This window comes from Chryseobacterium sp. AG844, from assembly GCF_003182335.1.
GTDB classification, from domain to species: Bacteria; Bacteroidota; Bacteroidia; order Flavobacteriales; family Weeksellaceae; genus Chryseobacterium; species Chryseobacterium cupriresistens.
This window is the reverse complement of sequence record NZ_QGTV01000032.1, coordinates 1-14314: the sequence shown is the minus strand read 5'-3', so window position 1 is coordinate 14314 and position 14314 is coordinate 1. Positions and strand designations below refer to the sequence as shown.

The 14314-nt window shown below is 36.8% G+C and carries 13 protein-coding genes; 8 read left to right on the top strand and 5 right to left on the bottom strand.

Annotated elements, in window-relative coordinates; translation table 11 throughout:
• The first annotated feature begins 52 nt into the window (after positions 1–52).
• Positions 53–1879 carry an alkaline phosphatase gene (locus DEU40_RS21220; protein WP_110011695.1) on the top strand — a complete coding sequence of 609 codons (1827 nt, stop codon included), beginning with the start codon at positions 53–55 and terminating at the stop codon, positions 1877–1879.
• Positions 1880–2098: 219 nt separating this feature from the next.
• On the opposite strand, the gene DEU40_RS21215 is transcribed toward DEU40_RS21220, so the two are convergent.
• From DEU40_RS21215 to DEU40_RS21195, 5 genes are all read right to left on the bottom strand, one after another.
• Entirely contained in the window at positions 2099–3097 is a 999-nt protein-coding gene (locus DEU40_RS21215; RefSeq protein WP_110011694.1) for a phosphatidylinositol-specific phospholipase C, read from the bottom strand.
• 329 nt (positions 3098–3426) lie between these two features.
• Positions 3427–4110 carry a hypothetical protein gene (locus DEU40_RS21210; RefSeq protein ID WP_110011693.1) on the bottom strand — a complete coding sequence of 228 codons (684 nt, stop codon included), beginning with the start codon at positions 4108–4110 and terminating at the stop codon, positions 3427–3429.
• A 231-nt stretch (positions 4111–4341) separates the two neighbouring features.
• Positions 4342–5562, bottom strand: coding sequence for a 3-phosphoshikimate 1-carboxyvinyltransferase (locus DEU40_RS21205; protein ID WP_110011692.1), 1221 nt, complete (start codon positions 5560–5562; stop codon positions 4342–4344).
• Positions 5563–5630: 68 nt separating this feature from the next.
• A complete protein-coding gene (locus DEU40_RS21200; protein ID WP_047385875.1) occupies positions 5631–5957 on the bottom strand; it encodes a nucleotide pyrophosphohydrolase in 327 nt (108 codons plus the stop codon).
• The gene (locus DEU40_RS21195; protein WP_110011691.1) at positions 5957–7366 is read right to left on the bottom strand and encodes a hypothetical protein; all 1410 of its coding nucleotides are present in this window, start codon (positions 7364–7366) and stop codon (positions 5957–5959) included. The genes DEU40_RS21200 and DEU40_RS21195 overlap by 1 nt, the downstream gene beginning before the upstream one ends.
• A gap of 185 nt (positions 7367–7551) precedes the next feature.
• On the opposite strand from DEU40_RS21195, the gene DEU40_RS21190 reads away from it, so the two are divergent.
• From DEU40_RS21190 to guaB, 7 genes are all read left to right on the top strand, one after another.
• On the top strand, positions 7552–7803 hold the full coding sequence (locus tag DEU40_RS21190; protein WP_062702555.1) for a type B 50S ribosomal protein L31: 252 nt from the start codon (positions 7552–7554) through the stop codon (positions 7801–7803).
• Between the two features lie 104 nt (positions 7804–7907).
• Positions 7908–9068: a GlmU family protein gene (locus tag DEU40_RS21185; protein WP_110011690.1), complete on the top strand. Its 1161-nt coding sequence runs from the start codon at positions 7908–7910 to the stop codon at positions 9066–9068.
• Between the two features lie 99 nt (positions 9069–9167).
• A complete protein-coding gene (locus DEU40_RS21180; RefSeq protein WP_002976192.1) occupies positions 9168–9677 on the top strand; it encodes an RNA polymerase sigma factor in 510 nt (169 codons plus the stop codon).
• The gene (locus DEU40_RS21175; RefSeq protein ID WP_110011689.1) at positions 9652–10341 is read left to right on the top strand and encodes a hypothetical protein; all 690 of its coding nucleotides are present in this window, start codon (positions 9652–9654) and stop codon (positions 10339–10341) included. Before DEU40_RS21180 ends, DEU40_RS21175 begins: the two co-directional genes overlap by 26 nt.
• Before the next feature lie 16 nt (positions 10342–10357).
• Positions 10358–11644 (top strand): DUF4252 domain-containing protein, encoded by a 1287-nt coding sequence (locus DEU40_RS21170; RefSeq protein WP_228406597.1) that lies wholly within the window; start codon positions 10358–10360, stop codon positions 11642–11644.
• Between the two features lie 87 nt (positions 11645–11731).
• The gene (locus DEU40_RS21165; RefSeq protein ID WP_110011688.1) at positions 11732–12436 is read left to right on the top strand and encodes a hypothetical protein; all 705 of its coding nucleotides are present in this window, start codon (positions 11732–11734) and stop codon (positions 12434–12436) included.
• 188 nt (positions 12437–12624) lie between these two features.
• Positions 12625–14085, top strand: a complete 1461-nt coding sequence (gene guaB / locus DEU40_RS21160) for an IMP dehydrogenase (protein ID WP_110011687.1) — start codon at positions 12625–12627, stop codon at positions 14083–14085.
• Positions 14086–14314: the final 229 nt, after the last annotated feature.

Sequence of the window (14314 nt, the reverse complement as noted above, 5' to 3'; positions counted from 1 at the left end):
TTTTCAAAGGCAGGCCTTTCCATCTGGTCTGTAAAATAATAACGTTAAACGAATGAAACTATCAAAAATATGGGCTGTATTGGCCATTGCTGTTTTTTCTGAAAATCAGGCACAGAATTATCTAAATTATAATGTAGGGAATGCACATTCACATAATGATTATATGCAGGACATCCCTTTCTGGCAGGCTTATTATGCTAACTTCGGTTCCATTGAGGCAGATGTTTTTCTGGTAAAAGGAAAACTTTGGGTAGCGCATACCGAAAAGGAACTTTCCGCAGACAGAACATTGGAAAACCTTTATCTCGATAATATTTCTAAACAGATTAAACTGAACAAAGGGAATATTTACCCTGATGCAGGTAAGAAACTTCAATTGCTGATTGATATAAAACAGGATTATAAAACTTCACTGGCAGCTTTGGTGAGTACGCTGGAAAAATATCCGGAGATTACCGGAAATTCCGGAATTAAAATTGTCATTACCGGAGGAAGACCTCAGCCTGCAGATTTTAAGAACTATCCCAACTATCTTTACTTTGACGGAGATATTGACCAAAATTATTCTGCAGATCAGTTGAAAAGAATCGGAATGTTCAGTGCAGATCTTCCGGGATTGGTAAAATGGAATGGGAAAGGAATTCCAAGGGATGAAGAAACCGCAAAAATTAAAACTGCTGTAGACAAAGCCCATGCTCAGCAAAAGCCGGTTCGTTTTTATGGAGCTCCGGATTTTCCGAATGCATGGGTAAATCTGATGGATTTAGGCGTAGATTATATCAATACAGATCATATTCCGGATCTTAAAAAATTCATGAACACGATTCCGAAAAATTTTTATAAGAATACAAAGGAATATGCCACTTATACTCCAACGTATCAGTCAGATGGTGTGGAGAAAAAAGTAAAGAATGTCATCCTTCTTATTCCGGACGGAACTTCTTTACCACAATATTATGCTGCCTTTACAGCTAATAAAGGGAAACTGAATGTTTTCAATATGAAATCCACAGGGCTTTCCAAGACCAATTCATCCAATGCCTATATTACAGATTCAGCACCGGGTTCTACAGCGTTCGCAACAGGAGTGAAAACCAAAAACACTTTTGTCGGAGTTGACAACATGGGAAAAGCACTGGCACAGATCCCTGATATCATTTCTGAAAAAGGAATGGTTTCAGGCCTGATTTCCACCGGAGATGTTACAGATGCAACGCCTGCTGATTTCTACGCCCATTCGGATAACAGAAACAGTTCGGAACCTATTCTGAAAGATTTTGCAGCTTCAAAAACGAAAATCCTGATTGGTGGCCCTACAAGTGGATTGTCTCAGGAAAATATACAGAAATTTAAAGATGCCGGAATCGATCTCTATCAGGATTTGAAATCAGTAACGAAAATCAATAACCGTACGCTGGTTATTGATCCTCTGGCCTCACAAAGAATCAGCAATGGAAGAGGAAACTGGCTTGCAGATGCCTTTGAGCTTACTTTAAATGATTTAAAGAACAATAAAAAAGGGTTCTTTATGATGATTGAAGCGTCACAGACTGATGGAGGAGGGCATAGCAATAATATAGAACAGCTGGTGACAGAATTACTGGATTTCGACCATGTGGTAGGGAAAGCTATGAAATTTGCTGACGAAAATAAAGAAACCTTAGTGATTGTAGTGGGAGACCATGAAACCGGAGGTTTGACACTTTTGGATGGCAGTCTGAAAGAGGGTTGGGTATTCGGGAATTTCAGTACGAATGATCATACCTCTATTCCGTCAAGTGTTTTTGCGTACGGACCCAATTCAAAAGAGTTCACAGGGTTGTTCGAAAACACTGAGATCTTCAACAAAATACTGGCTGCTTACGGAATTCAGAAATAGCTTTTGGTTTACACTTTTTTTACTTTTACAAAGAGAGACTGTTTCGTTTTTAAAACAGCTTTTTTTATAAATTAATTTAAAGCTCCCGTGGATTTCACAGATTAAGCAGATGTTTGTGGATAATCGGCGTTATCTGCAAAATCTGCGAGAGATAAAAGCAGAACAAAAAGGCTGTCTCAACAAAGAGACAGCCTTTGAATAAATCTAACAAATAATAATTTAGAAATTGGTGTTAACGATCAATTGAGAAAGTTCGGCATTCACAAAGTCAATCGGCATTATTCCGAATGTACCCTGAGTATTGGTCTGGAAGAATGTTTTAAGTCTTGGATTGATATTATTGGATACGGTAGGAATGCTTGGGATCCCGAAGATTCCTGGTTTATAACCGCTGGTGAAATTCAAGAAAAGTTTGCCATTCGTATCAGTTTTAGCTTCGTTAAGCAGGCTGGAGATTGCATTCCACTTATCATCATTGTTGGTTACCTTGTAATAATCCTGAACTTTCAGCTGTACGCCTGAGTTATTGATATCAAAAGTTGTATTATCAGCCCAGGGTGAAGCGTTGATTCCCTTAGTTGTTCCTGAAGAGAATCTTCTTAGTAATTTGATCTTTCCTCTTACAGCGCCCAGCGTAGGAATGTTTGCTCCAAGATCCCATTTAGAAGGATTTTTCTGTACATAAGAATCAAAAGTCTGTTCAAAAGTTCTGGTGGTGTTGGAAGCATCATATTCTTCTTTAACAGACATGATAATGGTTTCTGAAGGATTGTTCTGAAGGAATGTATAACAGGCATTCAGTACATCATCAAAATTCATATTCTGATAAATTGCACCATGATGAATGGTGAAAGCATTGTCAATATGTCTGCAGCGGATATCCAGAAAACGTACACCGGCATTCAGCTGTTCTGCAATGCTGAGGTCCTGGGTTTTAGCCGTACCTGATACAACAGGGGCATCTATACGTGCTCCGGAATCATGAGTACCTGGAATTGATATTTTTGAAATAGAAATATTATCCTGAAGACCGGCCATCCAGCTATTCAGAGAAACAGGCAGTAATGAAGATCTGCCGACTGTTTTTGTTAAAGAAGCGACATTGTTTTCGTTGGAATCCCTTTCCATGATACTGTCGTTTGAACAGGAAAAAAAGATGGATGCAGTAACCACTCCAAGAGTGATGGCTGTCATACGTTTCATGCTTTGTTTGAACATAGTTTTTTTATTTTTAAGGTAGCTTAAAAATAAGAATATATCAAAGCACTAGGAGTTAATTTAACTTTAAGAGATAATTAAGTTGGTATAAAGTAAGGGAGCTGGAAGAAAGAAGAAAAACGACGATTTTTATTAACGCAAAGCTTATTTTGGTTCCGGATATAGAGAGGAAGCAAAGATGAAATCAATAAATTGACTCTTTCTAAGCGGATGCATAACAATTAAGCTTCATCAGCGACATTGTCGCCTTTTGCTTTCTTTAAATAGAACTATAGAATTGTTTTCTTTGCGTTTTCAAAAGATATAGCTTTTCCAGATAGAAGTCTCTCTTAAAACGCAAAATCCTCCTTCAACCCGGGAATTTTGAACTTGTGGTCTCCGATAAAGAAATCATTCATTTTAATAAGAGCCGGGAATTTATGAGTAAATTCTTTATGTGAGTTTTCGGGTAGTTTGGTATGATCCTCACAGGAGGAATATTCTCTGTCAACAATTACTTGGCCTGTAGAAAAATTGATTTCATTCGTAAAACTGAAATCACAGGTATCTTCAAAATGATCGTACAAACCTATCAGATAAAAATCTCCGTTCTGAAATCTGAACGTATGTTTATATTGTTGCGAATGCCTTGAATTGGTAAAAAACAGCTGTTCGATAACAAGACAGTTATTTTTTATATTGATTGTAAGAGTATTATCGGAAGGATAAAATCCGAATCCGCTTGAAAAAATGATATCAGAATTTTCTTTCCATACTTTCAGACCACTGTTTTCCTTTTTCAGAATATAGAAAACCCTTTTATAGTCACTTGTACCTTCCGGGTTCTGCTCGTATGATGCTTTTATATTAGTATTAAATACAAGGACCGTTTCATCTTTTCCATCTTTGTCAAGATCACCTCTGGCTTCTGCAATCTGAATATAACCCTTCGGAACCGAAAAATTTTTCAGCTTCTGAGCAGATAAACCCGAAACAGCTAAGACAATCAAAAAGGAAAAGAAAGGTTTCATCATTATTATATTCAACTCGTTTAAACTTTTGTTTTTGAAACATTAAGATTGTATTAAGGTGTTGAGAGTATTAAGATGAGCTTTGCTTTTAAGCTTAAAAATCAGAATGATTCATCTTAACTATACTTTATTTCTTCAATTCTTCTTAATGGTTTTATTAAACAGCTTCATTATTAAAATGTGGTAATCAGAAAATAAAAATCATCTTCAGATTACCACACTTTAAAGTGTTCATTAATGAATCAGTATACTTTCAAGATCTTTCCAGAACATTGGATAAGACTTTTCTACTACATCTTCATCTTCAATATTGAGCTCGCCGATCAGACAAAATGGTGCAAAACTCATGGCCATTCTGTGATCCTGATAGGTCTTAATAGAAATATGGCTTTGTGGCTCTCCAAAACTGATTGATTTAATCGTCAAATCTGTGATCTCTGTTTCGGTACCCAGCTTTTTAAGCTCATTGTATAAAGCCAGAAGCCTGTCGGTTTCCTTTACTCTTAAGGTCCCCAGTCCGGAAATCTCAAAAGGAATTTTTAAAGCGGCGGCTGTTACACAAAGAGTTTGTGCAATGTCCGGACAGTCGTTCATATCCAGCATAATTTTTTCCGGGAAAGAAAAATCAGGCTGAGGTTCAAGCGTTAGTTGATGTTCATCTTCAGAGAATGTAGTTTTGATTCCGAAGAACTTTTCGTAGATGTTGGCAATTGCAGAATCTCCCTGTGTGGATTCTTTGTAAAAACTTTTTAGATGAATCTTTTCTCTTCCTAATGCACAGATAGAGTAGAAGTAGGAAGCCGAGCTCCAGTCGCTTTCCACTTCATAATGTACTACTGCGGAATTGTCAGGAGTGAAAGGTTCTACTTTGATGGTATTTCCTTCAAAACTGCTTTGAATACCAAATCTGGTCAGGATATCAAGCGTCATTTCAATATAAGATCTTGAAGTAACGTCACCCACAAGATTAATCACCAATCCATTCTCAAGTTTTCCTGCTATAAGTAGCAGTGAAGTGATAAACTGGCTTGAAATATTGGATGGAACATTGACTGATGTCTCAGTAATCTTTCTTCCTGTAATTTTTAAAGGGGGAAAACCTTCATTCTCCATATATTCAATTTCCACTCCAAGATCTCTCAAAGCACTTACCAGATTTTTGATAGGTCTTTCTTTCATTCTTCCGGAACCTGTAAGAACAGTTGTCTTTCCTTCCTGAATAGAATAATAAGAAGTGAGAAAACGCATTGCTGTTCCCGCATGATGAATATCTACCACTTCGGTATTCTCAGATAAAGCTTTTTTCAGCAGCTGAGTATCCTGGGAATTGGATAAATTCCCGATTTTTATATTGTTAAAAAGACTTTCCAGAATCAATAAACGATTCGAAATACTCTTCGAACCGCTGATCTGTACTGTTTTATCTCCTGATAATTTTGATTTTTCTAGCTTCATTATGATCTACATTTCTAAAAAAATAATGAGTTACAAATTGATGTATTATTTATAACTCATCATTTATATTATTTCAATTTTTCGTTGTTCTGATGCCGGTCTTTATCACGGTCAGTTTTTATTTTCATTTTTCTGTCGAAAGCATCCTGTAGATTGACTCCGGTTTGGTTGGCCAGACATAACGTAACAAAAAGTACATCTGCCAGTTCTTCCCCAAGATCTTTAGTCTTATCACTTTCTTTTTCGCTTTGCTCACCGTACCTTCTGGCAATGATCCTTGCTACTTCACCCACTTCTTCTGTCAGCATGGCCATATTGGTAAGCTCATTAAAATACCTTACACCGATGGTTTTGATCCATTCATCTACCTGCTGCTGTAACTGTGTAATTTCCATTATTGATAAGCTCCTAAAGTTGGGTTAGTGGTTCTGGAAACATTAACGATATCAAAAGGTACCGTTGCTGCAACAGCCGTATTTCCTTTTCCAAGAGCCGGAGAACCAGGTTTTACCCTTAAATTCATTTTAGCCATAAAATAATTGACAAACTGAGGTTCTGCATTCTTCACCGTTTGTATCACATTCGGATTATTGTCAAAAGTGAAACCGGATCCCGTTGCACTGGTATATTTGATCAATGAATTTTGAAGTAAGAATTCAAACTGCTGGCCTGGGGTTTGTTCGAAATGAACCGCATCATCCCGGTCAGAATACACAATACTGTTTTTGATGTCAAGAAGCTGCAAAGCGCCCTGCTGTGATTGCCCGGCATCATTTTTCCATTCATTGGCTGCAAAAATTCCTGCTCTGTCAAAAGAACTCATCTTTCTGGAGTAATTGGCAATCGTAGCGTGAGTATAGCTATGTTTTCCACCAAGGAAAATACCGATACATGATAAACCGCAATTGTTCATGACAAGATTATTGGCATTCACGGTAGAACCCACGGCATAAATTCCGTATTCAAAGAAAGTATGGATGAAGGAATTGGTAATGGTAGCATTGGTTTGCTTCATATCCAGTCCTCTCGTACCTCCGAAAAGTCTTGCATGGTTCATCTTAAGGGTAGAATTGGCCTCCATTTTAATAGAATTCCAGTTTTTAGGAATCGTATCATAATAAGGATCATTTCTGTCTCCGCGAAGAATAACCTGATCCGCCTGAGTACCGTTAATATTTAAGACCGCTCCCGAAGAAACTTTCATTCCGCTGTTTTTGTGGAAGTATACTTTCGTTCCGGGATTGATATCCAATGTTATATTAGGATTAATGGTAAGATTTCCGTAGATGATCTTTGCTTTATCATTATTCCACGTTGTGGAACTGGTAATTACATTCGGGTTGCCAGGAGTCTGAATAAAAAATTCTGCATCCTGAACGACAGAAAATAAAGTTACATGCTGTTGTCCTGTTGGACCGGTAAAAAGAACTTTGTCTTCTGCTATGGCCTCCGGTCCTGTAGCTTCCGGGGCAATTTCAACAAAAATATAAAGACTGTCTTTCTTTCTTAAAGGAACATTCTTAAAATCATATCCCGGTTTTCCATCTACATTGATTCTATATAATGAAGCGGCTCCTTTTTCAAGGTTCACTCTTGGGATCATAATGTCCTTATCTTCATTATTATATACTTTCACAACATAAGTTTCTGAACGTACCTGATGGTATACCGTATCACAAAATACCGTATCTCTTGAGAAACGAAGCTCCTGCGTAGGGCTGTCAAACGTTATGTCATCTTTATTACATGATACTGCTACAAGTAACATCCAGAAGGAAAAAGCCAGTAATAATTTGAATTTCATTGAAATTAAAGTTTAAGTAAGTTCCAAATTTAACGAAAATACTTTGAATTTCTTATTAATAAAAAAATATTGAATTCAGTATTTGGAATTTTAAAAAAATGTTGTATTTTTGCAACCTAAAATTTAGCAGAGAAATATCCATTACTATTTCGAAAGCAAACTTTAATTTTTTTAAAAATAGTATTATGAAAAACGGAATCCACCCAGAAAATTATAGACTTGTTGTTTTCAAAGATATGAGTAACGACGAGATGTTTCTTTGCAAGTCTACTGCAGAAACAAAAGACACTATCGAGTACGAAGGACAAGAGTATCCTCTAATCAAAATGGAAATCTCTTCAACTTCTCACCCTTTCTACACTGGTAAAGTAAAACTAGTTGACACTGCAGGTAGAGTTGATAAGTTCATGAACAAGTATAAAAAATTCGCTAAGTAATTTTTGTACATTAAAAATATTAAAGTCTTCCAATTTTTGGGAGACTTTTTTTATTGTAAATTTGTTGATCTTGAATTTTAAACCTTAAACTTAAAAACTGAATGATGCAGTTGGTATTTTCAGACGCACAATACTGGGAAGATTTTCTTCCGCTTACTTTTACCCGCCCGGTTGCTGCGATGCGATGCGGAATCCTTACATTTTCTGAAAGATGGCAGAAAATACTTGAAAACACTGAGGTAACTTATTTCACAGAAATATACCTTCAGGATAAATTTAAAAGCCCGGAAGAAAAAGAAAGCCTTTTTCTTGTTCCGAATTTCCTGCCAACAGAAACCGTGATTCAACAGATTAAAGACCTTAAGCAAGGGGAAGCACTGGTGTATGAAGACGAATTAATCGCCGCAAAAATCAATATGAAAGGTTTTTCTCTGAACCAGATTGAGAAAATGACGGATATTAAGGAAGATCTTGTTTTCTTTAAAAGGCCAAAAGATCTGTTTACCTATAATCATCATGCGATTGATTTTGACTTTGAGCTTCTTACCAAAGGAAAAACCTCACAGGAATTGTCTTCAACCAATGGTTTCTTAGGTGATAAAAAAGATCTGTTTATTGAAGAAGGAGCTTATGTTGAATTCTCTACCATCAATACAAAAACAGGGAAGATTTATATCGGTAAAAATACTGAGGTTATGGAAGGCTGTCATCTTCGCGGGCCAATCGCTCTTTGCGATGATTCCAAATTTAATCTTGGGGCTAAAATTTATGGAGCTACCACAATCGGTCCTCACTGTAAAGTAGGTGGGGAAGTAAATAATATCATTATATTCGGATACTCCAGTAAAGGGCATGAAGGTTTTGTAGGAAACTCTGTGATTGGCGAATGGTGTAATTTCGGAGCGGATACCAATTCTTCAAACATGAAAAATAACTATGGAAATGTAAAATTCTGGAATTACAGAACAAAAGCATTCGAAGATACTGGATTGCAGTTTGCAGGTCTTATTATGGGAGATCATTCCAAAACAGCCATCAATACCCAATTGAATACAGGAACGGTAATTGGAGTAGCTTCGAATATCTTCAAACCAGGTTTTCCGCCTAATCTTGTAGAAAACTTTTCATGGGGCGGATTGAAAGGTGATGAAAGATTCAAACTTGATAAAGTATATGAGGTAGCAGAAAGAGCCATGGCAAGGAGAAAAGTTGCTTTAACACAAGAAGATAAAGCGATTCTGAAACATATTTTTGACACGTATTAATTCTATTATAATAAAAACTTCAAATTTTTTTGAAGTTTTTTTATTTTTGATGTAATAGATAAGTAACTGCAATTGTCTTACCTATAAGAAACAAAACTCATGACCCAAGAAACTTTCAAGAATACGGTGTTTATTCTCAAAGACGAGATGTATCGTTTTGCGAAGCGGTTTGTCATGAGCAGTGATGAAGCGGAAGATGTAGTACAGGATCTCATGATGAAGTTTTGGCAGAAGAGGGATGAGCTTGAGCAATTCGGGAACTTTAAATCCTATGCGCTGAAGTCGGTCCGGAACGAATGCCTGAACAGATTGAAGCATCACGACGTAAAAATCGGCTTTGCGGATATGCAGCTTCACCGCTCGGAGCTTTACAGTATGGAAGTTGATAACCTTAAGGAACATATTGTAGGATTTATCAATCAGCTCCCTGAAAAACAGAAGATGGTCATCCACTTGAAAGATGTAGAAGAATATGATGTTTCCGAAATTTCTGAAATGCTGGAAATGGAGGAAAATGCAGTAAGGGTAAACCTGATGCGTGCGAGACAAAAAGTAAAAGAACAAATCTCACAACTGATGAGCTATGAAAAAAGATCAATTACAAGATAAATACAACGAAGTCTTCCGGGAGATCAAGGAAGAAAAAATGGACTGGAGCTTTGAGGATTTTCTTCAAACTGCAGAAAGTACGGAACCTGAACAGGATGCTGTACCTATTATTCCATTGGAAGAAAAAAAGAAACCCTCTTTTCCCAAATGGTTCTGGATGGCCGCCAGTGTGATGCTGGTCTTCGGAATCGGCTTATTTCTTAATGATACTAATTCCGGCACAGCAGATGTGCAGGACAGAGAAAAACTGGTAAAAGATGAAATCTTAAAACAAAAGTCCGGGTTTATGGAAGAGAACAGTGATCACCAGGAACAAGTAGCGGTGAATCATACCGATTCTATTTCCGGAGTGAAAAAAGATTCTGTCTTTCAGGATAACCAGGTGGCAGAAAAAGATGTAATGGATGATATTCTGCCAAAAAGAGGAAGGCTTAAAAAAGAAAGAAAACCCAGATATGTTGATAATTCTTCCTTCCCGGGTAAAAATTTAAATGATTCTGCAACAGCATACAATGATTCTTATGTCATTGTAAACGGAAAAAGAATCAGCAGTGAAAAAGAAGCTATAGATGTTGCAAAATACTCCTTTATGAAGTTAGGAAGTGAGTTAAAAAAAACAGTAGCATCTTCTCAAAAAAATGAAAATCTTGACAGCGAATACTAAAAATCAGATCAATCTCATGAAAAAAATATTTTTTATAATAGCCATAATGCTGAGCAGCTTTGCAACTTATTCTGCACAGACTGAGAAATTAGACAAGCTTTTTCAGGATTTTGAAAAAAGAGGAAGAGTAACCTCTATCAACATCAAAAAACCGATGTTCAAGCTATTGAATACCATTGATGTTAATGATGCCTATATCGGAAAGATAAAACCTATACTGAACGATGTAGAAGGACTTAAAATTCTGATTATTCCTAAAATTACTTTCCCGGATCGTTTAAAAGATGAAAATCTTGCGAACATAAAAATGAATGAAGAAAAAACAGAGAGAATAAACAAGGCTTTAAACGCTCTCAACTTCAATGAGCTGATGTCCATGAGCAGTGACGGAACTTCTATGAAATTTCTGGCTGAAGAAGAAAAAGACAACTATCTGGAGAATCTGGTTTTTAATGTGGATTCCAAAGAAGAGAATATCATTTTTATCCTCAATGGAAAGATGAAGCTGTCGGATGTTAATAAGATCATTAATTCTGGTGAAACAACTACATCTTCTGTGACGAGTTCTGTAAGAAATGACCTTACATCAGGCAATACCTCTTCTTATCTGAATGGAGATAACAGGAATGTAGGCCAATTTTCAAAAATAGATGCCAGCGTGGGAGTAAATGTTACCTTCAAGCAGGAAAATACCAGCAGTGTAAAAGTAATTGCAGATGCAGATAAACTTCAATATGTTATCACCAAGGTGGAAGACGGAGTATTGAAAATATACGTAGACAATAAGGGAGTCCGTAATCTGAGATTTAAAAATCTTAATGTTAATGTTTCTGCTCCTTCTCTTCAAAGTATAAAAACTTCATCCGGAAGTATTTTTACAGCAGTGAATCCTGTTAATGAAAATAGTATGGAGATTGAAGCAGAGTCAGGTTCTGTTATTAAAGGAACTTTTAATGCGAGACAGGCTGCCAATGTTACAGCGAGTTCCGGAGCTGTTTTGACTGCTGAACTTACCACACAGAAACTGGCTTTGGATACCTCAAGCGGAGCAAGTGTAAGCTTATCCGGAGAAGCTGTTTCCGCCGTGATAGAAACGAGCAGTGGCGCTTCGTGTAAAGCAGATGACCTTAAAATTGCCACGGCAGTAGCTGAATCTACTTCGGGAGCAAGTCTTTCCTTATTGGTTACAGACAAACTGAAAGTAAATGTTTCTTCAGGAGCCGATGTAAAATTGAAAGGAAACCCTGAGCTGGATGCTAAAGTGGATAAAATTTCAGGAGGAAGCTTAAGGCAAATCAAGTAAAAACTAAAAATGATATCAACATCCCAAAATGATTAATTCCGTTGCTGTTCAATAATCCTGATAACTAATCCCCAAAACTTTTACCGCATGGAGAAATTAATAAGAGAAGTCCGGGTCCTTAAAATCTACGCCGCTGTACTTACCGTACTATGTGTAATGTTTTTCCTTCTTGCTTTTAAAAATCAGTCTTCCAACGAACGTTTCAAAGAAATAGATGTAGAACGTATCAATATCGTTGAGAAAGATGGAACTTTAAAGATGGTTATCAGTAATAAGGAGCGTCAGCATCCCGGATTGGTGAATCATAAGGAAATGAAACCCCGTGAAAGAGAAGCAGGACTTATTTTTTTCAATTCCCTGGGAGATGAATGTGGAGGGCTTGTGTATGACGGCAATGAGAAAGAATCCGGAATGGTCTATTCTGTAGACCAGAGAAATACAGATCAGATTATGCAGCTTCAGTATTTTGAAGGTTCAGGAAAAGATAAAAAAAGAGTATATGGTTTAAAGCTCTGGGATCGACCTGATGATTTCCCGATGGAGGATATTATTAAGGCTGCTGATTCTATAAAGAAACTGAATAATCCGGAAGCTTCAAAAAAAGCATTCGCACAACTACAGGAAAAAGGTAAACTGGGAAGTGAACGCTTTTTTGCAGGCAAGACAGCCAATGGTGATGTAGGCATATTTATCCGCGATAATAAAGGGAAAGTAAGATTAAAATTATACATCGATAAAAATAATCAGACCCATATTGAGAATATTGATGAAAATGGAAGTCTCATCAAATAGATCTTACATGATCATATTTAACCTATAAATAAAGTAGTTTCAAACTTATTCAATTATTTTGTACCGTAACCGTTCTTACAAAAGGGCGGTTTTTCGATTTAAGTTATTGATTATTAAATTTTATTTAAACTATCAAAAAGGATTTTCATATCTCACCAAAATAACCTAATTTTGCAAAGAAAGTAAAGATGTCTATTCATAACAAAATTGTAGAGACAGCCATCACTTTCGATGACGTTCTTCTAGTCCCTTCTTATTCAGAAGTTTTACCTAACCAGGTTTCATTAAAATCAAGACTTACCGACAAAATCACGCTGAATGTTCCGATAGTTTCCGCTGCGATGGACACTGTTACTGAAGCTGATCTGGCCATTGCTTTAGCAAGAGTCGGAGGGTTAGGATTTATCCACAAAAACATGACAATTGCTGAGCAGGCAGCTCAGGTAAACCGTGTAAAACGTTCCGAAAACGGAATGATATCTGATCCGGTTACGCTATCTAAAGATCATACTTTAGGGGAAGCTAAAGATCTTATGTCAAGATATAAGATTTCCGGCCTTCCGGTAGTGGATGCTGATAATGTTCTGATCGGAATTATTACCAACAGAGACGTAAAATATCAGGAAAATCTTGATATGAAAGTGGAAGAGATTATGACCAAAGATAATCTGATCACTTCAGATAAAGATACCAACCTTGAAAAAGCTAAAGAAATCCTTCTTAAAAACAGAGTTGAAAAACTTCCTATCGTAGATAAAGATAACAAACTTGTAGGTTTAATTACGATCAAGGATATCGATAATCAGTTGGAATATCCTAATGCTAATAAGGATCAAAACGGACGTCTTATCGTAGGAGCCGGAGTAGGTGTAGGAGAAGATACATTAGCGAGAATTGAGGCTTTAGTACAGGCTGGAGTTGATATTGTAGCCATTGATTCTGCACATGGTCATTCTAAAGGAGTTTTAGATAAAATTTCAGAAATCAGAAAAGCATATCCGAACCTTGATGTTGTAGGAGGAAATATCGTAACTGCAGAAGCTGCTAAAGACCTTATTGAAGCAGGAGCCAACGTGCTTAAAGTTGGAGTAGGACCGGGTTCCATCTGTACAACAAGAGTAGTTGCAGGAGTAGGTGTTCCTCAGCTATCTGCTATTTATAACGTTTACGAATATGCTAAGTCAAAAAATGTAACGGTAATCGCTGATGGTGGAATCAAACTTTCAGGAGATATCGTTAAAGCTATTGCGAGTGGTGCAGGAGCAGTAATGCTTGGTTCTCTTTTAGCAGGAACAGATGAGGCTCCGGGAGAAGAAATTATCTTCCAGGGAAGAAAATTCAAATCTTACCAGGGAATGGGAAGTCTTTCAGCAATGAAGAGAGGTGGTAAAGAAAGATACTTCCAGAGTGAAGCTAAAAAGTTCGTTCCGGAAGGAATTGAAGGAAGAGTGCCACATAAAGGAAAACTGGAAGATGTTATTTTCCAGCTGACAGGAGGTTTAAGAGCCGGTATGGGATACTGTGGAGCAAAAGATATTGAAACCCTTCAAAAAGATTCCAAGCTGGTAATGATTACAGGAAGCGGATTGAAAGAATCCCACCCTCATGATGTAATTATCACACAGGAAGCCCCAAATTATTCTTTATAAAAATATAATTGAATTTAAATATGAAAAACCGCACAATTTGTGCGGTTTTTTTATTGTATGTCTCGTCCTGAAAAAGGTTGACTAAAAAACCATAAAATTAGTCATCCTTATGAATCTAAAAAAAACATCGTCCTCTGTCCAAGAATACAGTGAGGCATTCAAACGACAAGTTGTCTCTGAATATGAACGGGGATTATATACAAAATCCCAATTGCAAACTCGATACAAT

Coding starts and splice junctions, on each gene's coding strand:
- DEU40_RS21220 (WP_110011695.1), top strand. CDS start 53: ATGAAACTATCAAAAATATGGGCTGTATTGGCCATTGCTGTTTTTTCT.
- DEU40_RS21215 (WP_110011694.1), bottom strand. CDS start 3,097: ATGTTCAAACAAAGCATGAAACGTATGACAGCCATCACTCTTGGAGTG.
- DEU40_RS21210 (WP_110011693.1), bottom strand. CDS start 4,110: ATGATGAAACCTTTCTTTTCCTTTTTGATTGTCTTAGCTGTTTCGGGT.
- DEU40_RS21205 (WP_110011692.1), bottom strand. CDS start 5,562: ATGAAGCTAGAAAAATCAAAATTATCAGGAGATAAAACAGTACAGATC.
- DEU40_RS21200 (WP_047385875.1), bottom strand. CDS start 5,957: ATGGAAATTACACAGTTACAGCAGCAGGTAGATGAATGGATCAAAACC.
- DEU40_RS21195 (WP_110011691.1), bottom strand. CDS start 7,366: ATGAAATTCAAATTATTACTGGCTTTTTCCTTCTGGATGTTACTTGTA.
- DEU40_RS21190 (WP_062702555.1), top strand. CDS start 7,552: ATGAAAAACGGAATCCACCCAGAAAATTATAGACTTGTTGTTTTCAAA.
- DEU40_RS21185 (WP_110011690.1), top strand. CDS start 7,908: ATGCAGTTGGTATTTTCAGACGCACAATACTGGGAAGATTTTCTTCCG.
- DEU40_RS21180 (WP_002976192.1), top strand. CDS start 9,168: ATGACCCAAGAAACTTTCAAGAATACGGTGTTTATTCTCAAAGACGAG.
- DEU40_RS21175 (WP_110011689.1), top strand. CDS start 9,652: ATGAAAAAAGATCAATTACAAGATAAATACAACGAAGTCTTCCGGGAG.
- DEU40_RS21170 (WP_228406597.1), top strand. CDS start 10,358: ATGAAAAAAATATTTTTTATAATAGCCATAATGCTGAGCAGCTTTGCA.
- DEU40_RS21165 (WP_110011688.1), top strand. CDS start 11,732: ATGGAGAAATTAATAAGAGAAGTCCGGGTCCTTAAAATCTACGCCGCT.
- guaB (WP_110011687.1), top strand. CDS start 12,625: ATGTCTATTCATAACAAAATTGTAGAGACAGCCATCACTTTCGATGAC.